The 24,824-nt window shown below is 59.4% G+C and carries 24 protein-coding genes and 6 pseudogenes; 18 read left to right on the top strand and 12 right to left on the bottom strand.

The window, feature by feature from the left end; all coding sequences use genetic code 11:
- The first annotated feature begins 323 nt into the window (after positions 1 to 323).
- Complete coding sequence (locus GGQ64_RS27315; protein ID WP_183808456.1) at positions 324 to 1,253, top strand: MYG1 family protein; 930 nt, start codon at positions 324 to 326, stop codon at positions 1,251 to 1,253.
- 88 nt (positions 1,254 to 1,341) lie between these two features.
- On the opposite strand, the pseudogene GGQ64_RS28025 reads toward GGQ64_RS27315, so the two are convergent.
- The 5 genes and pseudogenes from GGQ64_RS28025 to repA all read right to left on the bottom strand — a co-directional run.
- Positions 1,342 to 1,641: pseudogene (locus GGQ64_RS28025) on the bottom strand (hypothetical protein); the annotation flags it as partial.
- A gap of 151 nt (positions 1,642 to 1,792) precedes the next feature.
- Entirely contained in the window at positions 1,793 to 2,470 is a 678-nt protein-coding gene (locus GGQ64_RS27310) for a M10 family metallopeptidase C-terminal domain-containing protein (protein WP_183808455.1), read from the bottom strand.
- 109 nt (positions 2,471 to 2,579) lie between these two features.
- Positions 2,580 to 3,794 carry a plasmid replication protein RepC gene (gene repC / locus GGQ64_RS27305; protein ID WP_183808454.1) on the bottom strand — a complete coding sequence of 405 codons (1,215 nt, stop codon included), beginning with the start codon at positions 3,792 to 3,794 and terminating at the stop codon, positions 2,580 to 2,582.
- A gap of 154 nt (positions 3,795 to 3,948) precedes the next feature.
- A complete protein-coding gene (repB, locus tag GGQ64_RS27300) occupies positions 3,949 to 4,971 on the bottom strand; it encodes a plasmid partitioning protein RepB (protein ID WP_183808453.1) in 1,023 nt (340 codons plus the stop codon).
- Positions 4,968 to 6,182: a plasmid partitioning protein RepA gene (repA, locus tag GGQ64_RS27295; protein WP_183808452.1), complete on the bottom strand. Its 1,215-nt coding sequence runs from the start codon at positions 6,180 to 6,182 to the stop codon at positions 4,968 to 4,970. The genes repB and repA overlap by 4 nt, the downstream gene beginning before the upstream one ends.
- Positions 6,183 to 6,534: 352 nt before the next feature.
- On the opposite strand from repA, the pseudogene GGQ64_RS28155 reads away from it, so the two are divergent.
- From GGQ64_RS28155 to GGQ64_RS27235, 13 genes and pseudogenes are all read left to right on the top strand, one after another.
- Positions 6,535 to 6,825 (top strand): annotated as a pseudogene (locus GGQ64_RS28155) (acyl-homoserine-lactone synthase); the annotation flags it as partial.
- Between the two features lie 309 nt (positions 6,826 to 7,134).
- Positions 7,135 to 8,106 carry a P-type conjugative transfer ATPase TrbB gene (gene trbB / locus GGQ64_RS28015; protein ID WP_246422985.1) on the top strand — a complete coding sequence of 324 codons (972 nt, stop codon included), beginning with the start codon at positions 7,135 to 7,137 and terminating at the stop codon, positions 8,104 to 8,106.
- On the top strand, positions 8,096 to 8,470 hold the full coding sequence (locus GGQ64_RS27285; protein ID WP_183808450.1) for a TrbC/VirB2 family protein: 375 nt from the start codon (positions 8,096 to 8,098) through the stop codon (positions 8,468 to 8,470). Before trbB ends, GGQ64_RS27285 begins: the two co-directional genes overlap by 11 nt.
- A complete protein-coding gene (locus tag GGQ64_RS27280) occupies positions 8,463 to 8,762 on the top strand; it encodes a conjugal transfer protein TrbD (protein WP_183808449.1) in 300 nt (99 codons plus the stop codon). The genes GGQ64_RS27285 and GGQ64_RS27280 overlap by 8 nt, the downstream gene beginning before the upstream one ends.
- A gap of 10 nt (positions 8,763 to 8,772) precedes the next feature.
- Positions 8,773 to 11,229: a conjugal transfer protein TrbE gene (locus GGQ64_RS27275; protein WP_183808448.1), complete on the top strand. Its 2,457-nt coding sequence runs from the start codon at positions 8,773 to 8,775 to the stop codon at positions 11,227 to 11,229.
- Complete coding sequence (trbJ, locus tag GGQ64_RS27270) at positions 11,201 to 12,004, top strand: P-type conjugative transfer protein TrbJ (protein WP_183808447.1); 804 nt, start codon at positions 11,201 to 11,203, stop codon at positions 12,002 to 12,004. Before GGQ64_RS27275 ends, trbJ begins: the two co-directional genes overlap by 29 nt.
- Entirely contained in the window at positions 12,001 to 12,201 is a 201-nt protein-coding gene (trbK, locus tag GGQ64_RS27265; RefSeq protein WP_183808446.1) for an entry exclusion protein TrbK, read from the top strand. Before trbJ ends, trbK begins: the two co-directional genes overlap by 4 nt.
- A complete protein-coding gene (gene trbL, locus GGQ64_RS27260; RefSeq protein ID WP_183808445.1) occupies positions 12,195 to 13,376 on the top strand; it encodes a P-type conjugative transfer protein TrbL in 1,182 nt (393 codons plus the stop codon). The genes trbK and trbL overlap by 7 nt, the downstream gene beginning before the upstream one ends.
- Before the next feature lie 18 nt (positions 13,377 to 13,394).
- Positions 13,395 to 14,057, top strand: a complete 663-nt coding sequence (locus GGQ64_RS27255; protein ID WP_183808444.1) for a conjugal transfer protein TrbF — start codon at positions 13,395 to 13,397, stop codon at positions 14,055 to 14,057.
- 16 nt (positions 14,058 to 14,073) lie between these two features.
- Positions 14,074 to 14,880 (top strand): P-type conjugative transfer protein TrbG, encoded by an 807-nt coding sequence (gene trbG / locus GGQ64_RS27250; RefSeq protein WP_183808443.1) that lies wholly within the window; start codon positions 14,074 to 14,076, stop codon positions 14,878 to 14,880.
- Between the two features lie 3 nt (positions 14,881 to 14,883).
- Positions 14,884 to 15,321, top strand: a complete 438-nt coding sequence (trbH, locus tag GGQ64_RS27245; protein WP_183808442.1) for a conjugal transfer protein TrbH — start codon at positions 14,884 to 14,886, stop codon at positions 15,319 to 15,321.
- A 14-nt stretch (positions 15,322 to 15,335) separates the two neighbouring features.
- A complete protein-coding gene (gene trbI, locus GGQ64_RS27240) occupies positions 15,336 to 16,640 on the top strand; it encodes an IncP-type conjugal transfer protein TrbI (RefSeq protein ID WP_183808441.1) in 1,305 nt (434 codons plus the stop codon).
- Between the two features lie 185 nt (positions 16,641 to 16,825).
- Positions 16,826 to 17,128, top strand: coding sequence for an XRE family transcriptional regulator (locus tag GGQ64_RS27235; protein ID WP_183808440.1), 303 nt, complete (start codon positions 16,826 to 16,828; stop codon positions 17,126 to 17,128).
- A 402-nt stretch (positions 17,129 to 17,530) separates the two neighbouring features.
- Here GGQ64_RS27235 and GGQ64_RS27230 read toward each other — a convergent pair whose 3' ends face one another.
- The 3 genes and pseudogenes from GGQ64_RS27230 to GGQ64_RS27220 all read right to left on the bottom strand — a co-directional run.
- Positions 17,531 to 17,911: a hypothetical protein gene (locus tag GGQ64_RS27230; RefSeq protein WP_183808439.1), complete on the bottom strand. Its 381-nt coding sequence runs from the start codon at positions 17,909 to 17,911 to the stop codon at positions 17,531 to 17,533.
- Complete coding sequence (locus GGQ64_RS27225; protein ID WP_183808457.1) at positions 17,908 to 18,816, bottom strand: nucleotidyltransferase and HEPN domain-containing protein; 909 nt, start codon at positions 18,814 to 18,816, stop codon at positions 17,908 to 17,910. Before GGQ64_RS27225 ends, GGQ64_RS27230 begins: the two co-directional genes overlap by 4 nt.
- A gap of 792 nt (positions 18,817 to 19,608) precedes the next feature.
- Positions 19,609 to 19,698: pseudogene (locus GGQ64_RS27220) on the bottom strand (SUMF1/EgtB/PvdO family nonheme iron enzyme); the annotation flags it as partial.
- A 108-nt stretch (positions 19,699 to 19,806) separates the two neighbouring features.
- Here GGQ64_RS27220 and GGQ64_RS27215 point away from each other — a divergent pair.
- The 3 genes and pseudogenes from GGQ64_RS27215 to GGQ64_RS28435 form a co-directional block, all read left to right on the top strand.
- Positions 19,807 to 19,893: pseudogene (locus GGQ64_RS27215) on the top strand (IS6 family transposase); the annotation flags it as partial.
- 93 nt (positions 19,894 to 19,986) lie between these two features.
- Positions 19,987 to 20,666 (top strand): annotated as a pseudogene (locus GGQ64_RS27210) (IS6 family transposase).
- A gap of 268 nt (positions 20,667 to 20,934) precedes the next feature.
- Positions 20,935 to 21,096 carry a LysR family transcriptional regulator gene (locus tag GGQ64_RS28435; protein ID WP_183808438.1) on the top strand — a complete coding sequence of 54 codons (162 nt, stop codon included), beginning with the start codon at positions 20,935 to 20,937 and terminating at the stop codon, positions 21,094 to 21,096.
- Between the two features lie 103 nt (positions 21,097 to 21,199).
- Here GGQ64_RS28435 and GGQ64_RS28010 read toward each other — a convergent pair whose 3' ends face one another.
- On the bottom strand, positions 21,200 to 21,685 hold the full coding sequence (locus GGQ64_RS28010) for an MFS transporter (protein ID WP_246422983.1): 486 nt from the start codon (positions 21,683 to 21,685) through the stop codon (positions 21,200 to 21,202).
- Positions 21,685 to 22,779, bottom strand: a complete 1,095-nt coding sequence (locus tag GGQ64_RS27200) for an MFS transporter (protein ID WP_246422982.1) — start codon at positions 22,777 to 22,779, stop codon at positions 21,685 to 21,687. The genes GGQ64_RS28010 and GGQ64_RS27200 overlap by 1 nt, the downstream gene beginning before the upstream one ends.
- An 86-nt stretch (positions 22,780 to 22,865) precedes the next feature.
- Between GGQ64_RS27200 and GGQ64_RS27195 the strand changes: the two genes are divergently transcribed.
- Positions 22,866 to 23,663: a helix-turn-helix transcriptional regulator gene (locus GGQ64_RS27195; protein WP_183808437.1), complete on the top strand. Its 798-nt coding sequence runs from the start codon at positions 22,866 to 22,868 to the stop codon at positions 23,661 to 23,663.
- A gap of 311 nt (positions 23,664 to 23,974) precedes the next feature.
- On the opposite strand, the gene GGQ64_RS27190 is transcribed toward GGQ64_RS27195, so the two are convergent.
- Entirely contained in the window at positions 23,975 to 24,655 is a 681-nt protein-coding gene (locus GGQ64_RS27190; RefSeq protein WP_343059598.1) for an oxidoreductase, read from the bottom strand.
- Positions 24,655 to 24,824 (bottom strand): annotated as a pseudogene (locus tag GGQ64_RS28005) (epoxide hydrolase); the annotation flags it as partial. The pseudogene GGQ64_RS28005 and the gene GGQ64_RS27190, both read right to left, overlap by 1 nt.

Raw genomic sequence — 24,824 nt, 5'->3', positions numbered from 1 at the left:
CAGCTGGGGAATCCCTGCCGCCAACAGCTTCTCCCGAATACCGCCTCTATGCACACCTCAAGGGCGGGCCGCTAAGCGAACTGCCACCGAATTTGTCCCACTTACCTTTTGGAGGTCTCAGAGCACGTCATTGATCGACGCGATAGATCTCGCACGCCTAAGCGCGAGGCCGGGAGGGGTTGTCGCCGCCGCGCATCACCGCGGGCCAGAGACTCGCTCGGCAAAATGCGGACGGTCTTACTGTTTAAGTTGGAGCTGATTGAGATGACGCCAGAAACTGGCTATCTGCCGTCCGGCAGAATTTATAAACACAAGGTGCCGATATGATCCCAGATTTTCTCGTCACGCATTCGGGCGGTTTTCATGCGGATGAAGTGTTGTCCTCCGCCGTCCTCACGCGTCTTTTCCCGCAAGCACGGCTGGTACGAAGCAGGGCGCCGGAATGGACCACGCCCGGCGCCGATCGTATCGTCTACGATGTCGGTGGTATCTATGATGCGCCCGCCCGGATCTTTGATCATCACCAGCGTGGAGCACCGCTACGCGACGACGGTCGGCCCTACAGCTCATTCGGGTTAGTCTGGAAACATTTCGGCCGCGACTATCTGGCTGCCATCCCTGTTCCGGATGCCTTCATCGAATCCGTGCATGCCGCCTTTGATGCGAGCTTCGTGTTGCCGGTCGACCTGGTCGACAATGGTGCACTCAGCCCGGACAGCGCCGGTCTGCTTGCCGGTCTGACCCTGCCGACATTGCTGGAAACATTGAAACCTGTCTTCGACGAGCGGGATACCGAGGCGACCGATCGGGCGTTCCATGCGGCAACAGCGATAGCCCGCAGTTTCGTCGAAGCGAAGATCGAAGGCATGCATGCCAAGCTGCGGGCCGAAGCGTTGGTGTTCCGGGCGATCGAGACAGTGGGAAAGGGCCGGGTTCTCGAACTGCCGATGGGCATGCCGTTCCGACCGGCCATCGTCAAGGCAGGTGCGGATCACCTGCTGTTCGTCGTCCATCCGCGTGAGAGCGATTGGTGCCTGACGGGAATTCGCCGCAACGAAGAAGGGTTCGAACTGCGCGCCGACCTTCCAGCGGCCTGGGCAGGCCTGACCGAGAGGGACCTTGAAGCGGCTACTGGCGTGGAAGGCGCCGTCTTCTGCCATAGTGGCCGTTTCATCGCGGCCGCCAGAACGCGAGAGGCAGCCCTTGCGCTGGCCGATCTGGCGGTCAGAGGTTCAGAGCAAAGAGCGGGTTGAGTATCGGATCAAGCCCGGTTTGCCGCCCGCATCGTCGGCCGGCAGCAAGGGAGGACGCCCCGGGGGTGTGGGCGATCGTCCATTTAAGGGCGCCGCAAGCGCCATTCCAATCGCGCGAAGCGACATCGATCTCCTTCGGTGCTATCAGACCTCGATCGGCCTGATGTTCTTGAGCAGTTCAGGATGTTGGCGCGTCCAGCCACCTCGGCGCGCATAAGGGCGATCGCCACCATCAGCGTATTTTGCTTCCACTTGGTATAAAATCCACGCCGCTGCTCGCGCCACTGTGGATGCCTGTCGCAAACACCTGGAACGATCGGCAGCCGAAAGTGCGTTGGCTGAGTGGAACACCGCGGCCCTTGACAAACCCATTGGGCGAGGCGGCCATGCGCTGAGCGTCGTCGCGATCCTTTCAAGCGCCGAGTTGTGTCGGCCACGCTTCGATTTCCGTGGGCGGCTAGCGCACCCTGCCGCCGCGCTTTCGGCCGAGTTCATCGGCCTTCAGCTTTGAGAATCACCGAACGGTCAAAGTGGCGGCCTTAGAACATGAAATCGCCGTTGGTGAACGAGTACGCGTCATCCAGGTGAATAGCAAAGTCAGCCTTCATGTCGCCGTTTACGTCACCGTAGACATAGGTGTCTGATGACTGTTTATCGTAGGAAAGCTCCCCGGCTTTCCCAGAAAACGCTTCGGTGCCGATGAAGCCGAACGCCTGGTTGCCGGACCACTTTGTGTTGGCATCAATTGCAGACAGATTGATGAGGTCAGCGGAGGTGAAATCGTAGATCGTATCTCGACCTGCAACCGCGACAGTCGTGTCTTTCACCGAAGTGAAAATGAACGCGTCGGCGCCTGCTTCATCATAGAGCTTATCCTGGCCAATGCCGCCTGTGAACTTGTCGTTGCCCGTCCCTGCGTAGAGCACGTCATCACCGCCCTTGCCGTTGAGAACATCGTGGCCGGCCGTGCCCTTCAGCACGTTCTTTCCCACTGTTCCGGTGAATGTGTCCGTGACGTCCGTAATGTTGAAGGTCAGCGTGTGCGCCGTCTTTTCGGTGGTCAAACCAGCATTGGCGACACCGCCGTCATCGACAAGCCGGAATTTCAGGCTGGCGTAGTTGCTGCCGAAGCCGTTCTTGGCCGAGGTAACACTCATCGACGCCAGATCGTCGGCGTCGATGACGTCGCCCGCACGGATCCGCGTCTTGCTCAGCATGAACAAGCCTTTGCCGGAGATCTTTCGATGATGACACCGGACAAACCGTTTCCGGCCGGCGCATGAAGACAGCAGCTGTTCGTCCCCATGCGCTCCTTGGCTTCCAGCCTTACCCAGCCCTCGTGTTCTGCTGACCGTTCGCTCTCAACAACGCCATTATCATTGGACCAAGTGAAAATTCCCCCCGCTCAGTTCGCCGGGTCAAGTCTCGCAGGTAACCGCCAGGTGAATTAATGAAGTTTGCACGCTCCAGAATGCAGGCGATCGTCGCCGCTGCGTTCTCTGGGCCCATCGCGTCGCACGCGTCCTGGTAGGCCGACGGGCTTATCCCCAACATAGACCGAACAACCACCGCGGCCGACATCAAATCGCGCCAACCGGCTATTCCACCCCCTAGTCCGTAGTCGCCAATCGATGGGCAAGCCTTCAGGACCATACCAAGCGGAAAAGCCTTTATCGCCTCGCTCCTTGGCTGGTTCGTCAAATTCGGCGGCGCGCCCGACTCTTTTCTAGAGCTCGGTTCAAATTCAATAGTAGATTCGGGATTTGAATTCTGTATGTGGCGATCAATATGAGCATCATTGGTGCTATGAATTTCGGAAATCTGCTGTGCTTCCAATTGGTTGATCACTTCGTCACGAAACGTTTGCATCTCGCCCAGGATTGAGGTGATCGTCTCGACGGTCGGAACTCGCGGGATCCTCCCAACAAGAGCAACGTAAACACTCTCCGCCGCGTGCCAGTCGCCTGCAGCGCCCTCCTCGATCGCGGCCGTGATCAACTTTCGAACGTCGCGACGGCAGATCGTCAAGGTCTCTTTTGCTGTTCTGAGCGCGGCACGATCCGCTGCCACCTGTTGGGCCAGCATCGCCAACTCATCGGATCTTGCAAGGAGAGGGGACAGATCAAAACCGAATGCGTTCTCTATCTGACCCGCATCATCCTTGCGGGCGTAACGCTTCCCGTTTGCGCTGTCCTTACGAACGATCAAACCGGCGTCAACGAGGACAGCAAGATGCCGTCGCAATGTCGCGCCGGCCATTCCATGCGCTCTAAGTGCAAGCTGGACATTGGATGGAAAGACGATCAATTGCGCATCTTGCCGCAACTCACTGTCAGGATAGAAGCTCAACAGAGCATCGAGAACCGCGAGGCTGTTCGACTGGATGCCGAGCAGATCCATGGCGGCGCAGGCATCCCTGAAGACCCTCCATTTTTCCGCAGTCTTGCCTTGCTTTATATCGGCCAATGCCCTTTGGCGCTGCACGTGCGCAAGCGATATCGACCGCCGCCCAAAAGGCGTCGTCACGTTTCCCGTCTGCATTTTTCTTCACCCTTTAGCAGGCAAAAGAAATTCGCTCACCTAAGCGGCGCCAAAGACTCTTGACGAGGATTCGAGGAAATGCGATTCTGTCCTTGCTACAGAGACAAAAGGGCTTCCGCGACGGCGACGTTGTGGGGGCTCTTTTCTTTTGCGGTTACTCTCCCTGTTTCCCTTGAATCTTATCCCGATGGGCTTGATAAAGCGCAGGCAATTGTTCGAGCACGAAGGCCGCGAAATCAGGCGTTGCCTTCTTGTCGATGATCACTTCGAGCTTCGCTTTGCTCTGGGTCACCTGTGCAATTCTGGCGCCGTCCGGAGTGGACATCACGTCCGGAAGCCCGCGGGCGGCAGGGCCCGGCTTTAGACTAACCACCACTGACCTGAAACGATCCGCAGAGGGCAGCGCCTGAACCTCAACCGACATCGCATGTCGCAGCGCATCTGTCGGGGCCGGAGCCTTCTCAATCAATTCCGCCAGTTGTTGCCAACTCGGTCGTCCCACACCAGGGGCGGCGCCGATCGCGTCAATCAGTTCAGAGGGCAGAGCGTCAACGAGCAGAAGCATCTTTGACAAGTTGCTTTTATCGATCGACATCGCGGAGATCACGATCTCACGAGGAAACTGCTTGTTGAGATGATGTGCGAAGCGCGCTTTCTCGATGAAAGTAAGATCTTCGCGCTCGTTATTTTCCTGACCCTGCGCGACAACAAGCTGCTCGTCCGACAGATCACGAACTACCGCTTTTACCGGAAGCCCCAACTCCGAGAGTGCGCGCAGCCGGCGATGTCCGAAGGCGACCTGGTAGCGAGCGGACCTATCCGGGTGAGGGCGGACGAGGATAGGAACTTGCTGACCTTGCTCGCGAATCGAGGCCAGCAACCCATCAATATCTCCTGGCATACGGTCACGCACGAAAGAGGGCTCAATCGTGGAGGGGTCAAGCTCAATGACCGATTGACCTTCAGCAAGCCGACGCTCAATTTCTTCAGCACGGCCGAGACGATCGTTCTGCTCGCGCAGGGCGTTGCCAATGTTCGCTGTCAGTTTGGTTGCTGGATCACGTTCCTTCCTCGCCACACCGAGCAGCGGCATGGAACGACTTTTGGGCGGACGATTGTCGGCGGGAGACGCGTCGGGTGCCTCCGATGAGACGCCGAGGATGTGCTTCCGGCTCATGTGGTTCTACCCCATGCTTTCTTGATCAGACCTTCAATCTCGTCGTTGACCGCGTTCATCGCCTCCAGGGCCCGATCATAGGTCGAGCGCGTAAACTGGCCGCGTTCGACTTCAAAAAGGGTCTGGTTGGTCAAGCCGGCGTCTGACACGGCGGTCGTTTTCAACATGGGGAAATTGAGGACATTTTCGCCGAAGATAGACCTCAGATAGCCGACCATCTGGTTTTGCGGTCCATCGCTTGGCTCAAAGCGGGTGATCAGGTAACGCATCCAATGAAACCTGAACCGGGCGCCAGCGTTCTCAATTTCCCGCAGCAGGTTCGACGTCATCGCCAGAAACTGGTTCATCGACATCACATCCAGCATCTGGGGGTGGACGGTCACAAGGATCGATGTTGCGGCGGTGAGGGCGGAAAGCGTGAGGTACCCTAGCTGAGGAGGGCAGTCGATGACAACGACATCGTAGTTATCTGCAATGTCCTCAATCACCTGGCTGATTCGGCCGTAGAAGAGCGTGTCACCCTCTTTGCGCTGCATCAGGGCGCGCGGCGTGTCGTGTTCGAACTCCATCAGTTCGAGGTTACCCGGAATCAGGTGAAGGTCGGGAATATATGTTCCGCGGACAACCTGTTCGATCGGTAGCCGCTCATCATCGTACCGTATCGCACCATAGAGGGTTTCATTCGGGCCAACGTCCGTCTCTGGCTGACTGCCGAAGAGCGCCGAAAGGCTCGCCTGCGGATCGAGATCAATCGCAAGGACACGGTAGCCGCGCATCGCCAGGTATTGAGCCAGATGCGCAGCTGTGGTTGTCTTCCCAGACCCACCCTTGAAATTCATCACAGAGATGACTTGTAGCTGTTCACCGCCGCGACGATGGGGGAGGTAGCGGCGAGTCCCCCTGCCTATCTGGTCCAGATGCCCGCGGATGGCATGGATATCGTCAATCGAAAAGGTCCGCCGGCCACCCGGGCTCATGCTGACGTTAAGCTCTGGCATTTCTGAAGCAGTCTGTCTCAAATAAGACTCGCCGATTCCGAGGAGCTTCGAAGCCTCCGATGGCCCGAACGTCCGAATGCCCTTCTCAGCTGTCGGGGGGAAAACCTTGAGGTGATGTGCCTGCAGTTGGGTAGAGAGTGCGTCGGCATGACGCTCCATCAAGGCGGTCAAACCTTCAGCTGCAGGTGCTTCTTTTACGGCGGTTTTCGCCATCTCAAATATCCATTTCTCGTCAGTGGCGATCTTTTGCGCGAAAGCGGTAAAGTTTCGCCACTGACGATAGTGCCGATTCTGAGATTCGGGCAAGAGGTTTTAGGTTAACGAGAGGTTAATGCGACGAATGCGGCCGATGTCAGCTGACATTTTTTTCGTTCAATCCCCGTCATTTAGCTGTTCCAGCGACGCACAGCTCGCCGCGCCGGCACTATCACTTTTGTTAGTGCACGGCCTTGGTGACAACCCCAGGAGGAAGGCATCGCCGGACGTGATCGCGAGAATCGCCACCTAACACTTTTGCCAGTAGATCGATTTCCGAAGCCCCGGCAAACCTCATTGTGCCCACGCAATGGAGATTTGCACGATGCGCGTCGTCGCGATCAAGAACCCGGGAAGCGATGCCGAGAAGTACCCGGTCCACGAAATGCACCGCATGAGAGCACGGATTATCCGGGGTTGGCTGGCATGGGATACCAGGTGCACGTCGCGCATTGAGGACGACCGGTTCGATGAACTGGAACCAGCTTGCATCGCGCACCTTGTGTCCGCGGCCGACGGGACAATGCTGCGTGACGTGTTTCCGCAGCGACTCGCAACGCGCCATCGACCGACACAAGACCGAATGATCGAAAGCTTCCGCTTCTGCGTCGATACAGACAATACGACAGGACGCAAGCAGGGAGGACTGTATCGGGCGACCGGTGCCATGCTTCGGTATCGTCAAGTGGAGCTTCCTCAATGGTCGGGAAATCGTCACCGCAACGGCCGTAAGGCGCCAGCGCATCCTGCGTCGGGCCGGCTGGCCTATGTCCCCCCTCGGATCATCCACCTTGATCAACGGCATGCGAAGCGTTGCAGGCATTTTTACCGCCGACAGGCTGAGTTTCGATCGGCTTCGCCCCAGCCCGTCTTCAAATATCACAACCGCCCAGAAGGAGGCTGCCTGACCATGCTTGGCACCCAGAACCGCTCATTGCCGAGGCTTGTGAGCAAGCTGCAGAATGCCCTGGGAGACCATCTTTGCGTCGCGCTCGACGATCCGAGCGTCGTCGAAATCATGCTTAATCCGGACGGTAGGCTGTTCATCGAACGGCTGGGCCAAGGGATAGCGGCTGCCGGTGAGATGTCCCGTTCCGCCGCCGAGACGGTCATCGGAAGTGTGGCCCACGTCCTGAGCTCCGAGATCGACGACGAACGGCCTATTGTTTCTGGAGAGCTTCCAATCGGGGGGCACCGGTTCGAGGGGCTGTTGCCGCCGGTCGTTTCCGGCCCTTCCTTCACCATTCGACGCCGTGCATCGCGCCTCATTCCCCTCGACGACTACGTCGCAAGCAGGACCATGACGATCAGCCAGGCCGACGTCATTCGCAGCGCCGTCGCGTCGAAGCTCAATCTCCTCGTCGCCGGTGGGACTGGCTCCGGAAAGACGACCCTGACCAATGCGATCCTGGCGGAGATCGTCGCTCATTCGCCGGAGGACCGACTGGTGATCCTTGAGGACACTGCTGAAATCCAGTGCGCCGCGGAGAACGCGGTCAGCCTTCATACCAGCGAACCCGTGGACATGTCGCGGCTTCTCAAGAGCACCATGCGTCTGCGTCCCGACCGGATCATCGTCGGCGAAGTCAGAGACGGCGCCGCGCTGACCATGCTCAAGGCCTGGAATACCGGCCATCCCGGGGGCGTTGCGACCATCCATTCCAATAGTGCTCGATCCGCACTCCAGCGGCTCGAGCAACTGACGGCCGAAGCCAGCCACCAGCCGATGCAGGCAGTTATCGGCGATGCTGTCGATCTCGTCATATCGATCGAGCGCACGGCCAAGGGCCGTCGCATAGCCGAGATCCTTCACGTGATCCGGTTTGCGGGTGGCCAATACCAGATCGAACCCTGTGCAGAGGACGCGCGTGATGCGGTTTAAGACATCTCTCCTTTCATGCGGCTTTTTCGCCGCTGCAGCAGTCGTCATGGCTGCACCTGCATTGGCGAGTTCCGGTGGCAGCCTCCCATGGGAAGGGCCGCTCGAGCAGATCCAGGAGTCCATCACGGGTCCGGTTGCCGGCTATATCGCACTCGCAGCCGTTGCGATTGCAGGCGGAATGCTCATCTTTGGCGGCGAACTCAACGATTTCGCCAGACGTCTCATGTATGTCGTGCTCGTCGCGGGCATCCTCCTCGGTGCCACGACGATCGTTGGCCTCTTCGGTGCCACAGGAGCTTCGATCGGTCTACCGACCGAGCGGTTCACCCAAGCTGTAAGGGCAGGGGAGGGGGCTCATGGATGAGACCGCCTCCAGACTTCATCGCAACCGTATCCATCGCGCCCTTTCCCGGCCGAACCTTCTGATGGGCGCCGATCGTGAGCTGGTGCTGATCACAGGTCTCGCTGCCGTGATCCTGATCTTCGTCGTGCTGACAATCTACTCGGCACTCTTCGGGGTCGCCGTGTGGATCGTGATCGTCGGCTTGCTTCGCATGATGGCCAAGTCGGATCCCTTCATGCGCCAAGTCTATGCCCGGCACATTTCCTACAAGCCGTACTACCGGCCGACCTCCGCGCCGTGGCGGAAATACTGAGGAGGTGCGAATGGCTGCTCTCAAGCGTTTCCGCGCCACCGGCCCGTCGTTTGCGGATCTGGTCCCCTACGCCGGATTGGTCGACAACGGTGTGCTTCTTCTCAAGGACGGAAGTCTGATGGCCGGCTGGTATTTCGCCGGCCCGGACTCCGAAAGCGCCACCGATCTCGAAAAAAATGACCTGTCTCGTCAGATCAATGCGATCCTGTCGCGGTTGGGCAGCGGATGGATGATCCAGGTCGAGGCAATCCGGATACCGACGGTCGAATACCCGTCTCCCGACCAATGCCATTTCCCGGATCCTGTCACACGCGCGATCGACGCCGAAAGGCGAGCACATTTCGCACGCGAGCAGGGTCATTTCGAGAGCAAGCACGCGCTCATTTTGACCTATCGGCCGCCTGAATCGAAGACGACGGCGCTGAGAAAATACCTCTATGCGGACGAGGGGAGCCGCAAGAAATCCTATGCAGACACGGTGCTGTTCATCTTCAGGAATGCCATCCGGGAAATCGAGCAATATCTTGCCAACACGCTTTCGATCCGGCGTATGCAAACCCGCGAGGCGGCCGAACGGGGAGGGGAGAGGACCGCGCGATACGATGAACTGCTGCAGTTCGTCCGCTTCTGCATTACTGGCGAGAGCCATCCTATCCGGTTGCCGGAAGTCCCGATGTATCTCGACTGGCTGGCGACGGCAGAACTTCAGCACGGGCTGTCGCCGAAGGTCGACAGCCGCTTCCTCGCCGTCGTCGGCATTGACGGTTTGCCAGCAGAGAGTTGGCCAGGCATTCTCAACAGCCTTGATCTCATGCCGCTCACCTACCGCTGGTCGTCGCGGTTCATTTTCCTCGACGCCGAAGAGGCGCGTCAGAAGCTCGAGCGGACACGAAAGAAATGGCAGCAGAAGGTCCGGCCCTTCTTCGATCAGCTTTTCCAGACGCAAAGCCGGTCCATCGATCAGGATGCCATGACGATGGTGGCCGAAACGGAGGATGCGATCGCGCAGGCTTCGTCCCAGCTCGTCGCCTACGGCTATTACACGCCGGTGATCGTCCTGTTTGAGGAAGACCGGGAATCCTTACAGGAAAAGGCCGAAGCGATACGCCGGCTCGTGCAGGCAGAAGGATTTGGAGCGCGGGTCGAAACGCTGAATGCCACCGACGCCTATCTTGGTAGCCTGCCGGGCAACTGGTATTGCAACATTCGCGAACCGCTGATCAACACGCGCAATCTCGCCGATCTCGTTCCGCTCAATTCCGTCTGGTCCGGCAATCCGGTCGCGCCTTGCCCGTTCTATCCTGTGAACGCGCCGCCGCTGATGCAGGTCGCCAGCGGATCGACACCGTTTCGGCTGAACCTGCACGTCGATGATGTCGGCCATACCCTGATTTTCGGGCCGACGGGCTCCGGGAAGTCGACGCTGCTTGCACTGATTGCCGCACAGTTCAGGCGCTACGGGAGCGCACAGATATTCGCGTTCGACAAAGGCAATTCGCTCCTCCCCCTGACACTCGGCTGCGGCGGCGATCACTATGAAGTCGGCGGAGAAAGCGATGAAGAGGGCAGGGAGCTCGCATTTTGCCCACTCGCCGATCTTGCCACCGATAGTGATCGCGCCTGGGCCACGGAATGGATCGAGATTCTGGTCGCACTGCAGGGCGTTGCCATTTCGCCGGACCATCGCAACGCAGTCTCGAGGCAAATCGGCTTGATGGCCAATGCGCCAGGTCGATCGCTGTCGGACTTCGTCAGCGGCGTGCAACTGCGCGAGATCAAGGATGCGCTTCATCACTACACGATTGACGGGCCGATGGGGCAACTACTCGACGCCGAGCAGGACGGCTTGAAGCTCGGCGCTTTTCAATGCTTCGAGATCGAGCAGCTGATGAATATGGGCGAGCGCCATCTTGTTCCAGTGCTGACTTATCTGTTTCGCAGGATAGAAAAGCGCCTCGATGGCTCCCCAAGCCTGATCGTGCTTGACGAGGCCTGGCTCATGCTTGGTCATCCGGTCTTCCGCAACAAGATCCGCGAATGGCTGAAAGTCCTCCGCAAGGCCAATTGCGCCGTCGTATTGGCGACACAGTCCATCTCGGACGCCGAACGTTCCGGCATCATCGATGTCCTCAAGGAATCCTGCCCAACCAAGATCTGCCTACCGAATGGCGCCGCGGGTGAACCGGGGACCCGGGAGTTCTACGAGCGCATCGGCTTCAACGAGCGCCAGATCGAGATCGTCTCGGCCGCCATTCCGAAGCGTGAATACTACGTCGCAAGTCCAGAAGGGAGGCGCCTTTTCGACATGTCGCTCGGACCCTTGGCGCTGAGCTTCGTCGGCGCCTCCGGAAAAGAAGACCTCAGGCATATCCGCGCGCTGAAATCCGAACACGGCCGGAGCTGGCCGGTCCACTGGCTTGAAACAAGAGGCGTTCACGATGCCACATCGCTGCTCAACTTCGAATAATTGGCTCGCCAGCCTTGCCGCCTCGGCAATCGTTCTGGCGTCCGTGACCCCTGTCCATGCCGGTTCAGCGACGGGCGCTGCGACCGAATGGACCCAGCTTGCCAACAACGCCCAGCTTGTCGATCTCCTGAAAAGCTCAGGCTTACAGGTCGACAATCAACTGACCCAGATCAGCCAGTTGGCCGAGCAGATCCAGAACCAGCTGAAGATCTACGAGAACATGCTGCAAAACACGGCCCAGCTCCCAAACTACATCTGGGGACAGGTCGAGAGTGATCTGAACAAGCTGCGGAGCATCGTCGATCAGGGAGAGAGTATCGCGTTCTCAATGGGCAATGCCGACGACATCCTCAAGCAGCGGTTCAAGAGCTATGCCGACCTCAAGAAGGACCTGCCCGACACCGAGAGCTTCTCGTCCACCTATCAAGCATGGTCTGACACCAACCGCGACACCATCGGCAGCACCTTGAAAGCCGCGAGCCTGACCGCCGATCAATTCGACAGCGAAGAAAGCACCATGTCCTCATTGCGATCCATGTCTGAATCGGCCGACGGCCAGATGAAGGCGCTACAGGTCGGCCATCAGATAGCGGCCCAGCAAGTCGGCCAGATGCAAAAGCTGCGCGGCCTCGTTTCGCAACAGATGACGATGATGGGCACGTGGCTCCAGTCGGAGCAGACCGACAGGGATCTCGCTCAGGCGCGGCGCGAGAAATTCTTCAATGCCGAGGTGAAACCCATCCCAAGCGGTCAGAAAATGGAGCCACGCTGGTGAACCGTCCGATCGTCTTCATCATTGGGCTGCTCGTTGCCGCAGCAACCGCCTCCGGCGCCACCTTCTTCGCCATCCGATCCAAAGGGTCGGAGAAACCGATGAGCGAGGAGCGGCGGGTCACCCGCGAGAAATTCTTCGGTTCGAAGACGGAACTTCCGTCGATCGAGAAGGGACAGGAGATGCGTCCGAGATGGTGAAGCTCGATCTCGAACGGGCCTTGTTTCTGGGTGGTCTTGCCTGGCTGCTTCTTGCGAGCCCCGCATTCGCTGAGCACGGCCAGGTCCTGACCGAACTCGAGAACCAGGTTTCGGCCGCGGCGAAAGGATGGGAAACCACCATCATGGATGCGGCAAAATCCCTGTTCTGGATTCTCGCCGCGATCGAAATCGGTATCGCCGCGGTGTGGCTTGCGATCCAGGCAGCCTCGCTCGACAGCTGGTTTGCCGAGCTTGTCCGTCGAATCATGTTCGTCGGCTTTTTTGCCTTCGTCCTCGATCAGGGCCCGACATTCGCGAGAGCTGTCGTCGACAGCCTCTATCTGATTGGAGCCAGCGGTGGTTCCGCGTCGCCAGCAGAAGTTTTCGACGCCGGGATCCGGGTCGCCTCGCAGATGTCCGGGCAAGCCAAGTTCGGCGTATTCGAGGACAATGCGCTCGCCATCGCCGCGGTACTGGCGATGGGTGTCGTGGTCATCTGCTTCTCGCTTGTCGCGGCAATCTTCGTCGCAGTGATGGTCGAGATGTATGTCGGGCTGCTCGCCGGTATGATCATGCTCGGTCTCGGCGGCTCGTCCTTTACCAAGGATTTTGCAATCCGCTATCTCATATACGCCTTTGGCGTCGGGATGAAGCTGATGGCACTGGTAATGATCGCAAAGATCGGCTCGGAAGTCCTCCTGGGCTTGGCGCAAGCGCCCACGGCAGAACCTGACCAGTTCATGACGACGCTGGCCATCGCAGGCATCTCCGTCGTCGTCTTCATCATCGCCATGTATGTGCCAGGCATCATTCAGGGCGTGGTCCAGGGCGCTTCGGTGACGGGCGGGATGGAGACGATCCGCCACGGCAGCCAGGCGGCCTCCTTCGGAGCTGGCAGCGTGTTTCTCGCCGCCGGTGCCGCCGGTGCTGGGTTTGCCGCAGCCCAGGCGGCCCGCGCTGCTGGATCTTCCGCTGCGGGCGCGGCTCTCCGCGGCATGGGAGCCGGCATCGGGTCGGCCGGGAAGGCTGCCGGCTCCGCGGCAAAGGAGAAGGCGATTGGCTCTCCGGGAGCCTATGCCGGTTCGATCATGGGTCTGGCGAACGCGAAGCTCGATGCAGGCCGAAGCGGCTACAGCGGCCCGAAGCCGCACCCAGAACGCAATGATAAACCATAGTCAGGAAGGCAGAGAGTGATGGCAGCAAATCGGCCGCCCGAAAGCCCATACCTTGCCGCCCGACAGGAATGGACGGAGCGATACGGCTCCTATGTCCAGGCTGCTCGCGCCTGGCGGATCGTCGGTATTCTCGGTCTGTCAATGGCCGTGGTCGGCTTCAGCTACGCCATGTATCTCAGCGCCCAGGTCAAGCTGGTGCCCTACATCGTCGAAGTCGACAAACTCGGAACCTCGGTGACGGCAGGGTTTCCCCAGCAAATCGAATATGCCGATGCTCGTGTGGTTCGCGCCACGCTCGGCAATTTCGTCACGAGCTTCCGCTCGATCACGCCGGATGCCGTCGTCCAGAAGCAATATATCGACCGGACCTATGCGCTGCTGCGAACTCCTGATCCGTCGACATCGAAGGTCAACGCCTGGTTTCGCGGAAACTCGCCGTTCGAAAAGGCCAAGACATCGACGGTGGCCATCGAGGTCAACAACATCGTGGCGCTGTCCAACCAGACCTATCAGATCGACTGGACCGAATACGAGCGCGATCGCAAGGGCAAGGAAACCGGCACGCGGCGTTTCCGCGGCATTGCGACCGTGGCACTGACCGCGCCGCAGGACGAGGCGATCATCCGTCTCAATCCGATCGGCCTCTACGTCCAGGACTTCGATTGGACAGCACAGCTTTGAGGGCAGGGGAATTCCGATGACGAGAACAGCAATGATCACGGCCATAGGCATGGCCGGGCTCCTGGTGGGTGGCGCGCAGGCGCAATCCATGACCTCGAACGAAGTGAAGGGGACGAACATTTCCAGAAAGTGGAGGGGCACACCCGGGCTGGTGACCACCGGTCCAGACGGCAAGGTCATCTTCCTGTTCGGCGAGACCCAGCCCTCCGTCGTGTGCTCGCCGCTGCAGGTCTGTGACATCGAATTGCAGGGGGGCGAGATCGTCCGAGACGTGCTCGTCGGCGACACGGTTCGATGGAAGATCGAACCAGCGACGTCGGGGGCGACGGGCGGACAGGCGATCCACCTGATCGTCAAACCCTCCGAGGCGGGTCTGGTCACCTCCATGGTCGTGACGACGTCCCGGCGGACCTACCATGTCCAGCTTAAATCCCATCCGAGCCAATACATGGCACGCATCGGGTTCGAGTATCCGGAAGACGTCTCGACCAAGCTGGCCGACATCAATGCCCGGCTGGAAACGGGCGGCATTCCAGGATCCCCTTCGGACAAGCTGAACTTTTCCTATTCGATCAGCGGGCGCGCCTCCTGGCGCCCGAAGCGCGTCTATTCGGACGGCTCGAAGACCTACATTCAGTTCCCGAGGTCGATTTCCGGCCAGGACGCGCCGGTGCTCTTCGTCGTCAACGGCGGCCAGAACCGGATCGTCAATTATCGCATGAAGAACGACATGATGATCGTCGACTACGCAGTCGACAAGGCTGTCCTCGTATCCGGGGTTGGCTGGCGGCAGCAGAAAATCACGATCCGGCGGGGAGGTTGAGCGATGCGCAAGATCTTCGCGGCTCTCCTGATCACATGGCCGCTTGCCAGTTGCCAAACCGCGGACGAGACGCTGACCACCAGCTCCACGCCTGTCGCAGTGACCGGCGCGAGTGCCGGCGCAATCGCGGGCGACATGGCAAGCAGGCTCGTCGAGCAGATTGGACCTGCTGGAACGACGACGATCAAGATGGACAAGGACGCCTCTGAATATGCGGCGGCGCTCGAGGCCGCGCTGAAGGGCTGGGGCTACACGGTCATCGTCGGCGGTAAAGTCGGGAAGGATCAAAAGCCGGTCGAGGTAGTATGGTCGATCGACAGTTTCGACGGCCAGGTTCTCGCGCGCCTCAGCACCCCTTCAATCGCCCTTGGCCGGGCCTATACCGCGACAGCAGCCGGTGCGACCCGGGCCAGTCCACTTTCGATCATGCAGAGCAACTGACGGGGGAAGGGAATATGGTCCAGTCGCTCCAGCTCGGCACTGCTGGCAATACCGATGACCAACAGGGTATGCGTCGCCTCAATCGTTTGCCGATTGTCGCCGCTATCGTGATCATCGTGCTGTTCCTTGGCGTCGTTGTCGTCGGCCTTTCATGGCGCGGCCTTTCCTTCAACCGCGGAAATGATCTCGCAAGCGCATCGAACACTCCGGCGACGGATTTCGGCGACCAGTTGAAGCGTGGCGTGAGCGACGGGATCATCGGCGAGCCGGAAAGCCAGGAGCTTTTTCAGCCGACGCCCGTCGTCGTCGTCGATAGAGAACCGGCGAAGGAACCTGCGATCGAACGGCAGAACCAGGGTCGCAACGACAGCCGATCCCAGCTCGAGTCCGAAGCAGAGTGGAAGGCACAGTTCAAGCGAGAGCAGGATGAACAATATTTGCGCGAGGCGCAGCGCCAGAGAATGGCGCGTCTGCAGGCGCATGCAACGGCCTTGGACTCTCCGCTGAAGGTCGACGTCTCGGACGCGCAGAGCAACGCGGCTGACAACAGGACTGACAGCCGTCCAGCTGTGAACCATGCGACAAGCAACGCCTCCGATCTCTACGCAACGGCGGCAATGAAGTCTGGTCTTCTGGGGCAAACCGCCGATCCGAATGAACAGGGCTCGAAGGAAGGCTTCTTCAATCAGGATATCCAGGATCTGGGATATCTGCCGAACCAGGTCGTGCCACAACTTTCTCCCTACGAGCTGAAGCGTGGCTCCGTGATTCCAGCAACGCTGATCACTGGCCTCAACTCCGATCTGCCCGGAAGGATCGCCGCGCAAGTCAGCCAGAACGTCTACGACAGCGCCACCGGTTACCGCCTTCTGATTCCGCAGGGCGCAAAACTGTTCGGCCGCTACGATTCCAAGGTATCGTTCGGTCAGGAGCGTGTGTTGGTGGTCTGGACCGACCTGATCTTTCCGAACGGATCGCCCCTTCAGATCGGCGGCATGGCGGGCACGGACCCAGAAGGCTATGGCGGCTTCAAGGATAAGGTCGATCGACATCTGTGGCGGACGTTCGGTTCGGCCGCACTCATTGCGCTGATCGGGACCGGCATCGACGCCTCGATGCCCGAAAGCTCCACCCTGGCGACGCAGGACACGGCATCGGATGCAGCACGCAGGAATTTCGCGGAAAGTTTCGGTCGTGTCACCGAACAGACGATTTCCAGAAACCTGAACGTGCAGCCAACAATCGAGATCAGGCCAGGCTACAAATTCAACGTCCTGGTGGATCAGGACATCATCTTCCCATCCGATCAAAAGGGCTAGGCCGCGGTTCGAGCGACTGAGCGCGCATGATCTTCAACTCGGATAATCCGGAAAGCCAATCCTTTCCAGACCAGATCTGGGAACGGCGCGCCCAGTTGCCTCAGTGAACGATCCCGATCCTTGCCAATGGCAACGGGATCGGGTTTGTTTGGCCGTCATCTCTGCTAGGAGGATTGGAGGAGCATATGATCACAGGGGCTCAATGCCGCGCTGCCCGAGCGCTCGTCGAGTTTGGCAGGGACCGATTGGCCGCATCCTCATGCATTGATGTGGATGTCATTGCGATGTTCGAGCGCAAACTGGAGATTCCAGATCTGGCATCCGTAGCAAAGATCCAGTCTGCCTTGGAGAGGGCCGGAGCCGTGTTTATAGCCGATGACGACGCCGGCGGGATAGGCGTAAGGCTAAAGTTCAATCGCTCGGAGACCCGCCGCATCGCAACGCTTGAAGGCGAAGGCGGCGTCGTGGCAAGCAACGACGTTCCGTGAGCTTCTAGTCGAACCGAACCGCGTTTCTTGAAGGAAGCGATGCGGTCTCCAGAGCCGTAGGTCGGGGCTCGAGCCCACTCTGCCCCTACCATTGCTTTCAACAACTTGGCACCGCACGCCTCGCAGGGCCAGAGTACTGTCTGCAAATGGGCGACAGATCTGGACAACGTGACGCGCTCCAGCCGGATCAGGCCCCCTCCATTTCGAGCTCGCCTCTGGCGAAGATGACCTCTGAACCTACCGACGGCACGCGTGGATGTCAGCTAGGCTTGCTGCCGATACTCCTTGCCGCCAGCCTTTCCCATCGCTCCCGCACTCCGTGCTTTCCTGGCAACCGGTCCTGGTGAAGGGCGCGGACGACTTGAAGCCTGCATGATGATGGCCAAACAGAACGGAAGGGCGTCACATCGCGTGGCCGCCCCCTAATCCCAACGACACCGATGCGATCCAAGCCGCCATCGTGATCATCAACAGGGTCTCAGTCTTCCTTGAAGTCCCCATCGCTATTCGGTGGGCTTCCGAAGCGGAAACTGAAAGTTGACGCCAGCGAAGATTTGCCAGCGGAGCGCACCCGCTCCGCTCGCCCCGGAGATCAGCAATTTCCCTGCCATGGCGGATGCCGTTCTTGCGCTTTCCAGCAATCGCGTCGAAGCCGTTCTCACCGGTCGCGAAGTTGGTCTTGCCATGATCAACCAGGGACAGCCGTTCGCGGCGACAGGCAAGGTAGGCGGCGGACCGACCGCGGTAGGCGTCGCCCCGTTCCAGCGTGGCGATCTCGGTCATTCCTCAGTGGGACCGATTTGTATCAGATACTGCTGGCAGACTGTCTCAATCCTGGAGATCAGCAGCTCGGTCCGCTCGAGAAGCCACTGCAACGCTTCCCCGGAAATCTCGAAATGAGGCGAATAGCGCGCTTTCACATAGGCTTCGTTGATCACGTTGAACCAGGAAACGTAGCGTTGCTGGTTGCGCGGCCACGCATCCGCCAGATCCTCCGCTTGCCCCTCCGCCAGACCGCGGAGGAACCGGATATTGTGCGATGGCGGGCTGTAGTTCGTCAGCACCAGCAGCAATGTTGAATAGGCCTGTTCGATCGCCTGATGCAAAAGAAAGGCAGATTCCTTGAGATCTTGTTCAGCGTGATAGAAAGCCGCCCCTTTTAAGAATTTGCGAGCATGGGGCAACCGGTCGTCGAAGTACGCTGAAGCCATTTGGCGCGCTTCTTCCGCAGTGATTCGGCCCGGCATGGCCAGAGGCTCGTCGTCCAGCTGATAGAGCACAACCCCGTCACGGCGGACATCGACGAAGAAATACCGCCCTTCCTTCAGGAGGGTGTTCACCTCGCGAAGGGAATGCACGATCAGACTGACCGGCGTCCTGATCTCGGCATGCCGCAAGAGCCGTTCGGCGGCCTTGTTCCAATAGGTAGCGAAATCAGCGAGCTTGCGGTCATTGACGATGATCAGAATGTCGAAGTCCGACAGGTAGCCTTTCTTCGTATACGGCTCGTCGACGAAGGTTCCGCGCGCATAGGAGCCGAACAGGATGATCTTCAGGATCCGCCCGCGCTTCTTGAATGTGGCCGACGCGCCCTTCAGTGCGTCCTCGAACTCCTCGAGGATGATGTCCACAACCTTGCGCAACTCATGCTGCTTGACGGGCGGCAGATGGTCGAGGCTGGTCTTCATCGGCAAGTCGGCATCCTTTCCCCCGTCAAAACTGCGAGCCACTTTATGGCCGCACAGAGTCTGGGGGAAGCGCAATCCCATTTCAACGAAGGGTTTGCAAAGAACTTTTGAAAAAAAACTTCACAATCATCAAGCGCCCCTCCCGGGTGACCGCCGGTGTCGTTCTTCGCCGGGATCGACATCCCTCATAGAAAAGAGCGTATCGGAGAGCCGAGCATAGCGGTGGCCCCGGCCACGGCTCGTGGAATTCGCGCATGCCACTTCGGTTCCCGGTGCAGCCGCAGGAGATGTGGCAAGCCGCAGGCGCGGCAGAATCGGGATCGACTGCACCCGAAGTGACATTCCGCTCCGACGTTGTCCGTGAACCTGCCAGACCAACTGAAGCTGGACCACAGCATTCGCAACGGTCGGTCCGGTGTCGAACCAACTTGCTGCCAGCCCGCCTTCAGACTAGTGTCGCGCTTGCACGACCCTTCGCCATGGGCGGCACAGCAAGCTTTTCCTCCATGAGGACGCATGAGCGGCAACGTCCGGCGATCACGCTGATATACTCCTGCGCCGGACGCGGGAGAGAGCCTTGTCGCGTCAACCATCTAAAGCCAGCAGGTCCGAAGAACCGCTCAAAACGGAACAGAATGCCGATGGCGCCATCGTCCGGCGCGCGACCGAGTTCTATGGAGCTGATGCGGCAACCGCCGTCGCCCTCTGTGGCCTGGATGCGTGGCTCGAGGGAAACGATAGCGAATTTCGACAGTGGAGCCGAATGTTCCGAAGATTGCGGAACTAGCCGATCGCCGTGTGCTTTCCGCCGGGCGTCAACTCGTCGCCCCAGACGAATTCGGCATCGTCCAGCCCGCCGCGTGCGGCGAACTCCCATTCGGCTTACTATCCGAGCCCATCAGGAACTCGCCGCCGGAAATCCAGACCATGTTTGGATATGGCGGCCGGATGGGGACGCATCCTGTTGATATCCGAAGGTGACAACACTCGCATCACAAACGGTCCGCCCTGGCCGGGCACATTCACCGCATCCGTGCAATAGCGCATTGGAAAGCCGTGACGGGCGCGGTTGTCTGATCTCAGAGAGCAGCAGGCGTGGCCATGTCACCTTGTGTGCGGCTTAACGGTTCGTGGATAATGGGGTTGAGATGAGCAAGCCCATCATCAGCTATAAGAATCACCGCTTTCCTCCGCAGATCCGCCCATGCTGTCTGGCTGTATTTTCGGTTCCCTTTGAGCCTGCGGCTGGTCGAGGAAATGCTGTTGGAGCGCGGCATTGTTGTGTCTTATGAAACGATCCGGCGATGGGGCCGCAAATTCGGCTCGACTTACACAAAGCAATTACGCAGAAAGAAGCCGTCGCGAAGGGATATCTGGCATTTGGACGAGGTTGTGATTTCCATAGGCGGCCGAAAGCACTGGCTGTGGCGCGCTGCCGATCAGGATGGTTATGTTCTCGACGAGATCGTCCAGACCCGCCGCGATACCAAAGCTGCCAAGCGATTGCTGGTCAGACTGCTGAAGAAGCAAGGTTTGGTGCCGTAGCGCATTATCACCGACAAGCTGCGCTCATACGCTTCGGCAAAGCGGGAAGTCATGCAGGGTGTCGGGCATCGATCTCATAAGGCTCAACAACCGGGCGGCGAATTCTCACGTACCATTGCGAAAACGAGAACGGATGATGCAGAGATTTCGATCAGTCGGCGACTTGCAACGCTTCGTATCGATCTTTTCGGCAGTTCGAAATCTCTTCGTCCGCACCGCATCAAAAACGCTCAGCTCTGGCCACCCACATCCCTCGGATCCGCGCTATGGCCCAGTGGAAAGCCGTGACCGGCGCGAGTGCTTGATTTCTCAGACACACGCCTTCCTTGATCGTTGATGAACAACGTGACATCGCCACTGGGAGAGCTATCCGATCCTGCGCATAACGGAATCTCCTGACGTCGAGGTGCACCTGATCGATCGCCCGGGCGAGGGCTACCTCGGCGTTGGTGTAGCAGCGCAGGGGCCCGCGGGTGCGGCGGTGGCCAACGCCTTTTCCAATCCGACGGGGCGAAGCACCCGACGTCTGCCGATAGATGCGCGTTTAGTGCGCCGGCTCGGCGAGTAGTCGAGATGGAGCGTCGTCACCTCCGCTATTTTCTTGCTGTCGCTGAGCACCGGAGTTTCAGGCGAGCATCTCATGCACTCGGGGTTCGGCAATCGGCAATCGGCAAGGCGTTCGAGATCTCGACCGCATTCTCGAAGTCGACTTCATCCCACAGGCTCGCTTTGTGAATCGCCATCACGGTCACCCCTTGATGGGGTCTACGCGCTGCACCTCGAAAGCTTCGCTGCTCCGCTGCCGCAAGAAAACATCGCAGATGTCGAAGCTCCAACCTCACTTCCGCGACTCGCTGCCATCAATGATCCCAACATGCCGCAGCGAAACGGCAGCGAGGACCGCGAGAATGGAGACGCTCACGGCACTGAACACTGCCGCGCTGCTGAACCCTGCTATGAACGCAGCCTGCGCCTCTTCCATGAGGCCGGGAGGCAATTCCGACGCCACCGATGATGCCGCCCACAAGCTGTCGGCAACGGCTTCATGCGCTTCACGACCAAGAGTTTCGGGTATGTGGTCGAGCACCGCCCGGCGATAGATGGCGGTAGCGATGCTGCCAAGCACGGCGATCCCGAGCGATACCCCGAGGTCCTGCACCGTCTCGGACATTGCTGATGCTGAGCCTGCCTTGTCGGCGGGAGCCGATCCGACCACGAGGTCGGTACCCAGCGCAGCAATCGTCCCAAGCCCGAGATAGGCCAACGAGAATCCGGCGACAACAATGACGACGCCGGAGGCGCTGTTATCCAGTTGAGTCAGCATCAGATACCCGGCCACGACAGTCCCAGCGCTCCAGCCACGACAAAGCCGGGCCTTACACGCCGCGCAACGACCGGCGCGGTGACGCCCGCGGCAAGCATGGCAAGCGCGGGCGGCCCCATCCAGAGGCCCGCGACGAGCGGAGAGAACCCGGCCACCAGTTGCAGATACTGTGTGACCAGGAGCATCGTGCCGCCAACAGCGACGAGGCCGAAAAGCAGCACGATCAACGCTACGCTGAAGGATCGGTTGGCGAACAACGACATGTCGAGCAGTGGATCGGCCAGTCTCCTCTGTCGGCGGACAAATACCACGGCGAAGACAAGCCCCAGCGCGATCGCACCGACAGGATTAAATCCCAAGCCGTCCTTGGCGATCTGTTTGATGCCATAGACCACGGGCAACATGGCGGCGAGCGAAAGGCCAACGCTTGCGAAGTCCAGCCTACCGGCGCGTGATGCTAGATATTCCGGCAGCAGAACGGGCGCCAGCAAAAGCAACAGGCCGACAACCGGTACGGCTATGAGAAAAGCAGCCCCCCACCAGAAGTGTTCCAGCAGCACCCCGCCCACAATCGGCCCTAGCGCCATTCCGAGCGCGAACATGGCGGCCCATACTCCAAAACCCAGGGCGCGCTGTCGTCGATCGGCGAACATGTTGGTGATGAGCGCCAACGTCGATGGCATCAGGGCTGCGCCCGCCATCCCGAGCACTGCCCGGGCAACAATGAGCATGACGGCGCTTGTCGAGAAGGCCGCGAGCATCGACGCGACGGCAAAAGCGGCCGCACCGATCATCAGAAGCTTGCGGCGTCCGATACGATCGCCGAGCGTACCCATGGTGATGAGGAAGCCCGCGATCATGAAGCCGTAGGCATCCATGATCCAGAGCGCTTGCATGCTGGTCGGTTGCAAATCGGCGGCAAGCGCCGGAAGCGCCAGGTGGAGCAGCGTGAGATCCAGACCGAGCAAAATGGTGGGCAAGGCCAGTAGCGCCAACCCCAGCCATTCGCGTGCTCCTGCTGTCGCAACTGGTGATGGATCTGCGTCAACCGCCGATCTGGAAAGTGAAAAATTCGGTTTGTCCTGAGAAGTCATGCTGCCTCCTTGCCGCAAACCGATCTACGAGGCATAATGATCCTGTTACAATATAGGAAATCATCCTGTTACCGAAGGCAACAGTCTTGGCCGACCGCACACTCGCGCGCACGCGAACCGATCTCTCCGACTTTCTGACGCGCCACAGGAAAAAGCTGACGCCAGTCGATGCGGGCTTACCTTCCACCGGCGCCCGCCGTACGCCGGGTCTCCGGCGGGAGGAAGTGGCCGCGCTCGCGGGCGTCGGCCTCACATGGTACACATGGTTCGAGCAGGGGCGAGACATTCAGGTCTCCGAGAGCTTTCTGCTCAAGGTCGCGAAAGCGTTGAAGCTCGACGATGCGGGGTGCAGCCGTCTGTTCCTGCTTGCGCACAGGCGACCGCCGCCACCTGAAGCCTATCAATGGCCATCCGTTAGCCCGCTCATCCAGAATTTGCTGGATGATCTCGTTACGCGGCCGGCTTATGTCGCCAACCTGCGTTGGGACGTCGTTGCATGGAATGAAGCAGCCGATGAACTGTTCGGATTCACAAAGCTCGAGCAACTGGACCGCAACATCATACGCTTGATTTTTGCCGACCCGGAGTTCCGCCCGCGTCTTCCTCACTGGAGTAGTGAAGCCCCGAAGCTACTCGCGCAGTTTCGCTTCGACCTGGCAACCGCTCCCGACGATCCGGCAATGCTTGCGATGGTCGATGAAATGAAGATGCTGTCCCCTGATTTCCGCCGATGGATTGAGCAGCCGGGCGTGGAAAACTATGCGCGAGGCATTGGCGCCATATTTGATCCGGACGGAACCCAACTGAGATTCATGCACGAGATGCTGACTGTGGACGAATACCGACACTTAAAGATGACGGTGTACTTCCGGCAACCCAGGTGACAAAGCTGCTCGCAGCGTCGAGGTGACCCTTGCTGAACTGGGCAGTCGGCAGCACGCGGGATTGTCGCTCCTGGGCGACCAGAGCAGACGGACATTCGCCGGTCGGAGATTTCGCGCGCGTTCCAGCGCGACTAGGGACATCGTGCAGCGGATCAACCTCGTGGTAGTTTGGGTGGAGGATGGCGCTAGCACTCAATACGTCCGGCGGGGGGATGAATGGATGTCGGCGATCGGCTCACGCAGGAATAGATAAAGCCACCGCTTGCGCACCAACAGTGGAAATAGCAGTGCATCAGTACTGTCCCGCGATATCATTCGGCGAAATGACGCAACCAAACTTTTGTTCGGAGTTTGTCGCGCACTTTATAGTTTTTGATTGCCTGCTCAAGGTCGCCGAAAGCCGATGTCTCCCTGTCGGTGCCGATCTCAGTCAACCTCATCGTGTACCAGGCGGTGATCCCGCCCTCCGGGGCATCGGAAAATCTGGGAAAGAGCGGGTCAGGTGTCCTACCTGCTTTCCAAAGGTCGGGAAGCGATGGCTCGAGGACGAGCGCACGCGCAAGACCGACGATATCAATTGCACCACTTGCTACGGCGTCTTCGGCCTGTGCCCGCGTCTTGAAACCGCCTGTCAACATAAGGGGTTTTGTCGTTACAGCGCGCGCGCGCTTTGCAAACTCGAGGAAGTAGGGTCCACGTCCTGTCCCGTCGGAGGCGGACTTTGCTCCGGGGAAGTAGGTCCCGCCGCTGATGTCGATCAGGTCAACCGAAGAGCGGTCCAGCGCCGCCACGACGGTGAGCGCATCTTCCGTGTTGAACCCACCCTGAAGCTGGTCTGAGGAATTGAGCTTCACTGCGATTGGAAAATCCGGACCGACAGCCGAGCGAGTCGTATCGATGGCTTCCAGCAGAGGCTGCATACGATTGGCGATTGTCCCTCCGTATTTGTCGCTCCGCCTATTGAACAGTGGCGAAAGGAACTGGCTAAGCACGCTGCCAAACCTGCGGGGGAGTCGGCAAGACCGTATCCAACGGTTTGCGGACGCGTTCCCATGATTGCCGCAACCCCGAAGCCCTTGTTCAGATACTCCCTGGCCTCGTCAAACACCGCCCTTTCCTCGGCGGTCAGGTTTGACGGGGCCGGATCTCCGTCTTTCAACG

This window comes from Mycoplana azooxidifex (genome assembly GCF_014196765.1).
GTDB lineage: Bacteria > Pseudomonadota > Alphaproteobacteria > Rhizobiales > Rhizobiaceae > Mycoplana > Mycoplana azooxidifex.
Note: the sequence above shows the minus strand (reverse complement) of the source record. Positions and strands in the feature narration are given on the sequence as shown.

Coding starts and splice junctions, on each gene's coding strand:
- GGQ64_RS27235 (WP_183808440.1), top strand. CDS start 16,826: ATGATCACAGGGGCTCAATGCCGCGCTGCCCGAGCGCTCGTCGAGTTT.
- trbG (WP_183808443.1), top strand. CDS start 14,074: ATGACGAGAACAGCAATGATCACGGCCATAGGCATGGCCGGGCTCCTG.
- GGQ64_RS28010 (WP_246422983.1), bottom strand. CDS start 21,685: ATGCTGACTCAACTGGATAACAGCGCCTCCGGCGTCGTCATTGTTGTC.
- GGQ64_RS27315 (WP_183808456.1), top strand. CDS start 324: ATGATCCCAGATTTTCTCGTCACGCATTCGGGCGGTTTTCATGCGGAT.
- GGQ64_RS27280 (WP_183808449.1), top strand. CDS start 8,463: ATGGATGAGACCGCCTCCAGACTTCATCGCAACCGTATCCATCGCGCC.
- repB (WP_183808453.1), bottom strand. CDS start 4,971: ATGAGCCGGAAGCACATCCTCGGCGTCTCATCGGAGGCACCCGACGCG.
- GGQ64_RS27275 (WP_183808448.1), top strand. CDS start 8,773: ATGGCTGCTCTCAAGCGTTTCCGCGCCACCGGCCCGTCGTTTGCGGAT.
- GGQ64_RS28435 (WP_183808438.1), top strand. CDS start 20,935: ATGGAGCGTCGTCACCTCCGCTATTTTCTTGCTGTCGCTGAGCACCGG.
- GGQ64_RS27255 (WP_183808444.1), top strand. CDS start 13,395: ATGGCAGCAAATCGGCCGCCCGAAAGCCCATACCTTGCCGCCCGACAG.
- trbH (WP_183808442.1), top strand. CDS start 14,884: ATGCGCAAGATCTTCGCGGCTCTCCTGATCACATGGCCGCTTGCCAGT.
- trbB (WP_246422985.1), top strand. CDS start 7,135: ATGCTTGGCACCCAGAACCGCTCATTGCCGAGGCTTGTGAGCAAGCTG.
- trbI (WP_183808441.1), top strand. CDS start 15,336: ATGGTCCAGTCGCTCCAGCTCGGCACTGCTGGCAATACCGATGACCAA.
- trbL (WP_183808445.1), top strand. CDS start 12,195: ATGGTGAAGCTCGATCTCGAACGGGCCTTGTTTCTGGGTGGTCTTGCC.
- GGQ64_RS27285 (WP_183808450.1), top strand. CDS start 8,096: ATGCGGTTTAAGACATCTCTCCTTTCATGCGGCTTTTTCGCCGCTGCA.
- trbJ (WP_183808447.1), top strand. CDS start 11,201: ATGCCACATCGCTGCTCAACTTCGAATAATTGGCTCGCCAGCCTTGCC.
- repC (WP_183808454.1), bottom strand. CDS start 3,794: ATGCAGACGGGAAACGTGACGACGCCTTTTGGGCGGCGGTCGATATCG.
- GGQ64_RS27200 (WP_246422982.1), bottom strand. CDS start 22,779: ATGACTTCTCAGGACAAACCGAATTTTTCACTTTCCAGATCGGCGGTT.
- GGQ64_RS27310 (WP_183808455.1), bottom strand. CDS start 2,470: ATGCTGAGCAAGACGCGGATCCGTGCGGGCGACGTCATCGACGCCGAC.
- GGQ64_RS27230 (WP_183808439.1), bottom strand. CDS start 17,911: ATGACCGAGATCGCCACGCTGGAACGGGGCGACGCCTACCGCGGTCGG.
- repA (WP_183808452.1), bottom strand. CDS start 6,182: ATGGCGAAAACCGCCGTAAAAGAAGCACCTGCAGCTGAAGGTTTGACC.
- GGQ64_RS27225 (WP_183808457.1), bottom strand. CDS start 18,816: ATGAAGACCAGCCTCGACCATCTGCCGCCCGTCAAGCAGCATGAGTTG.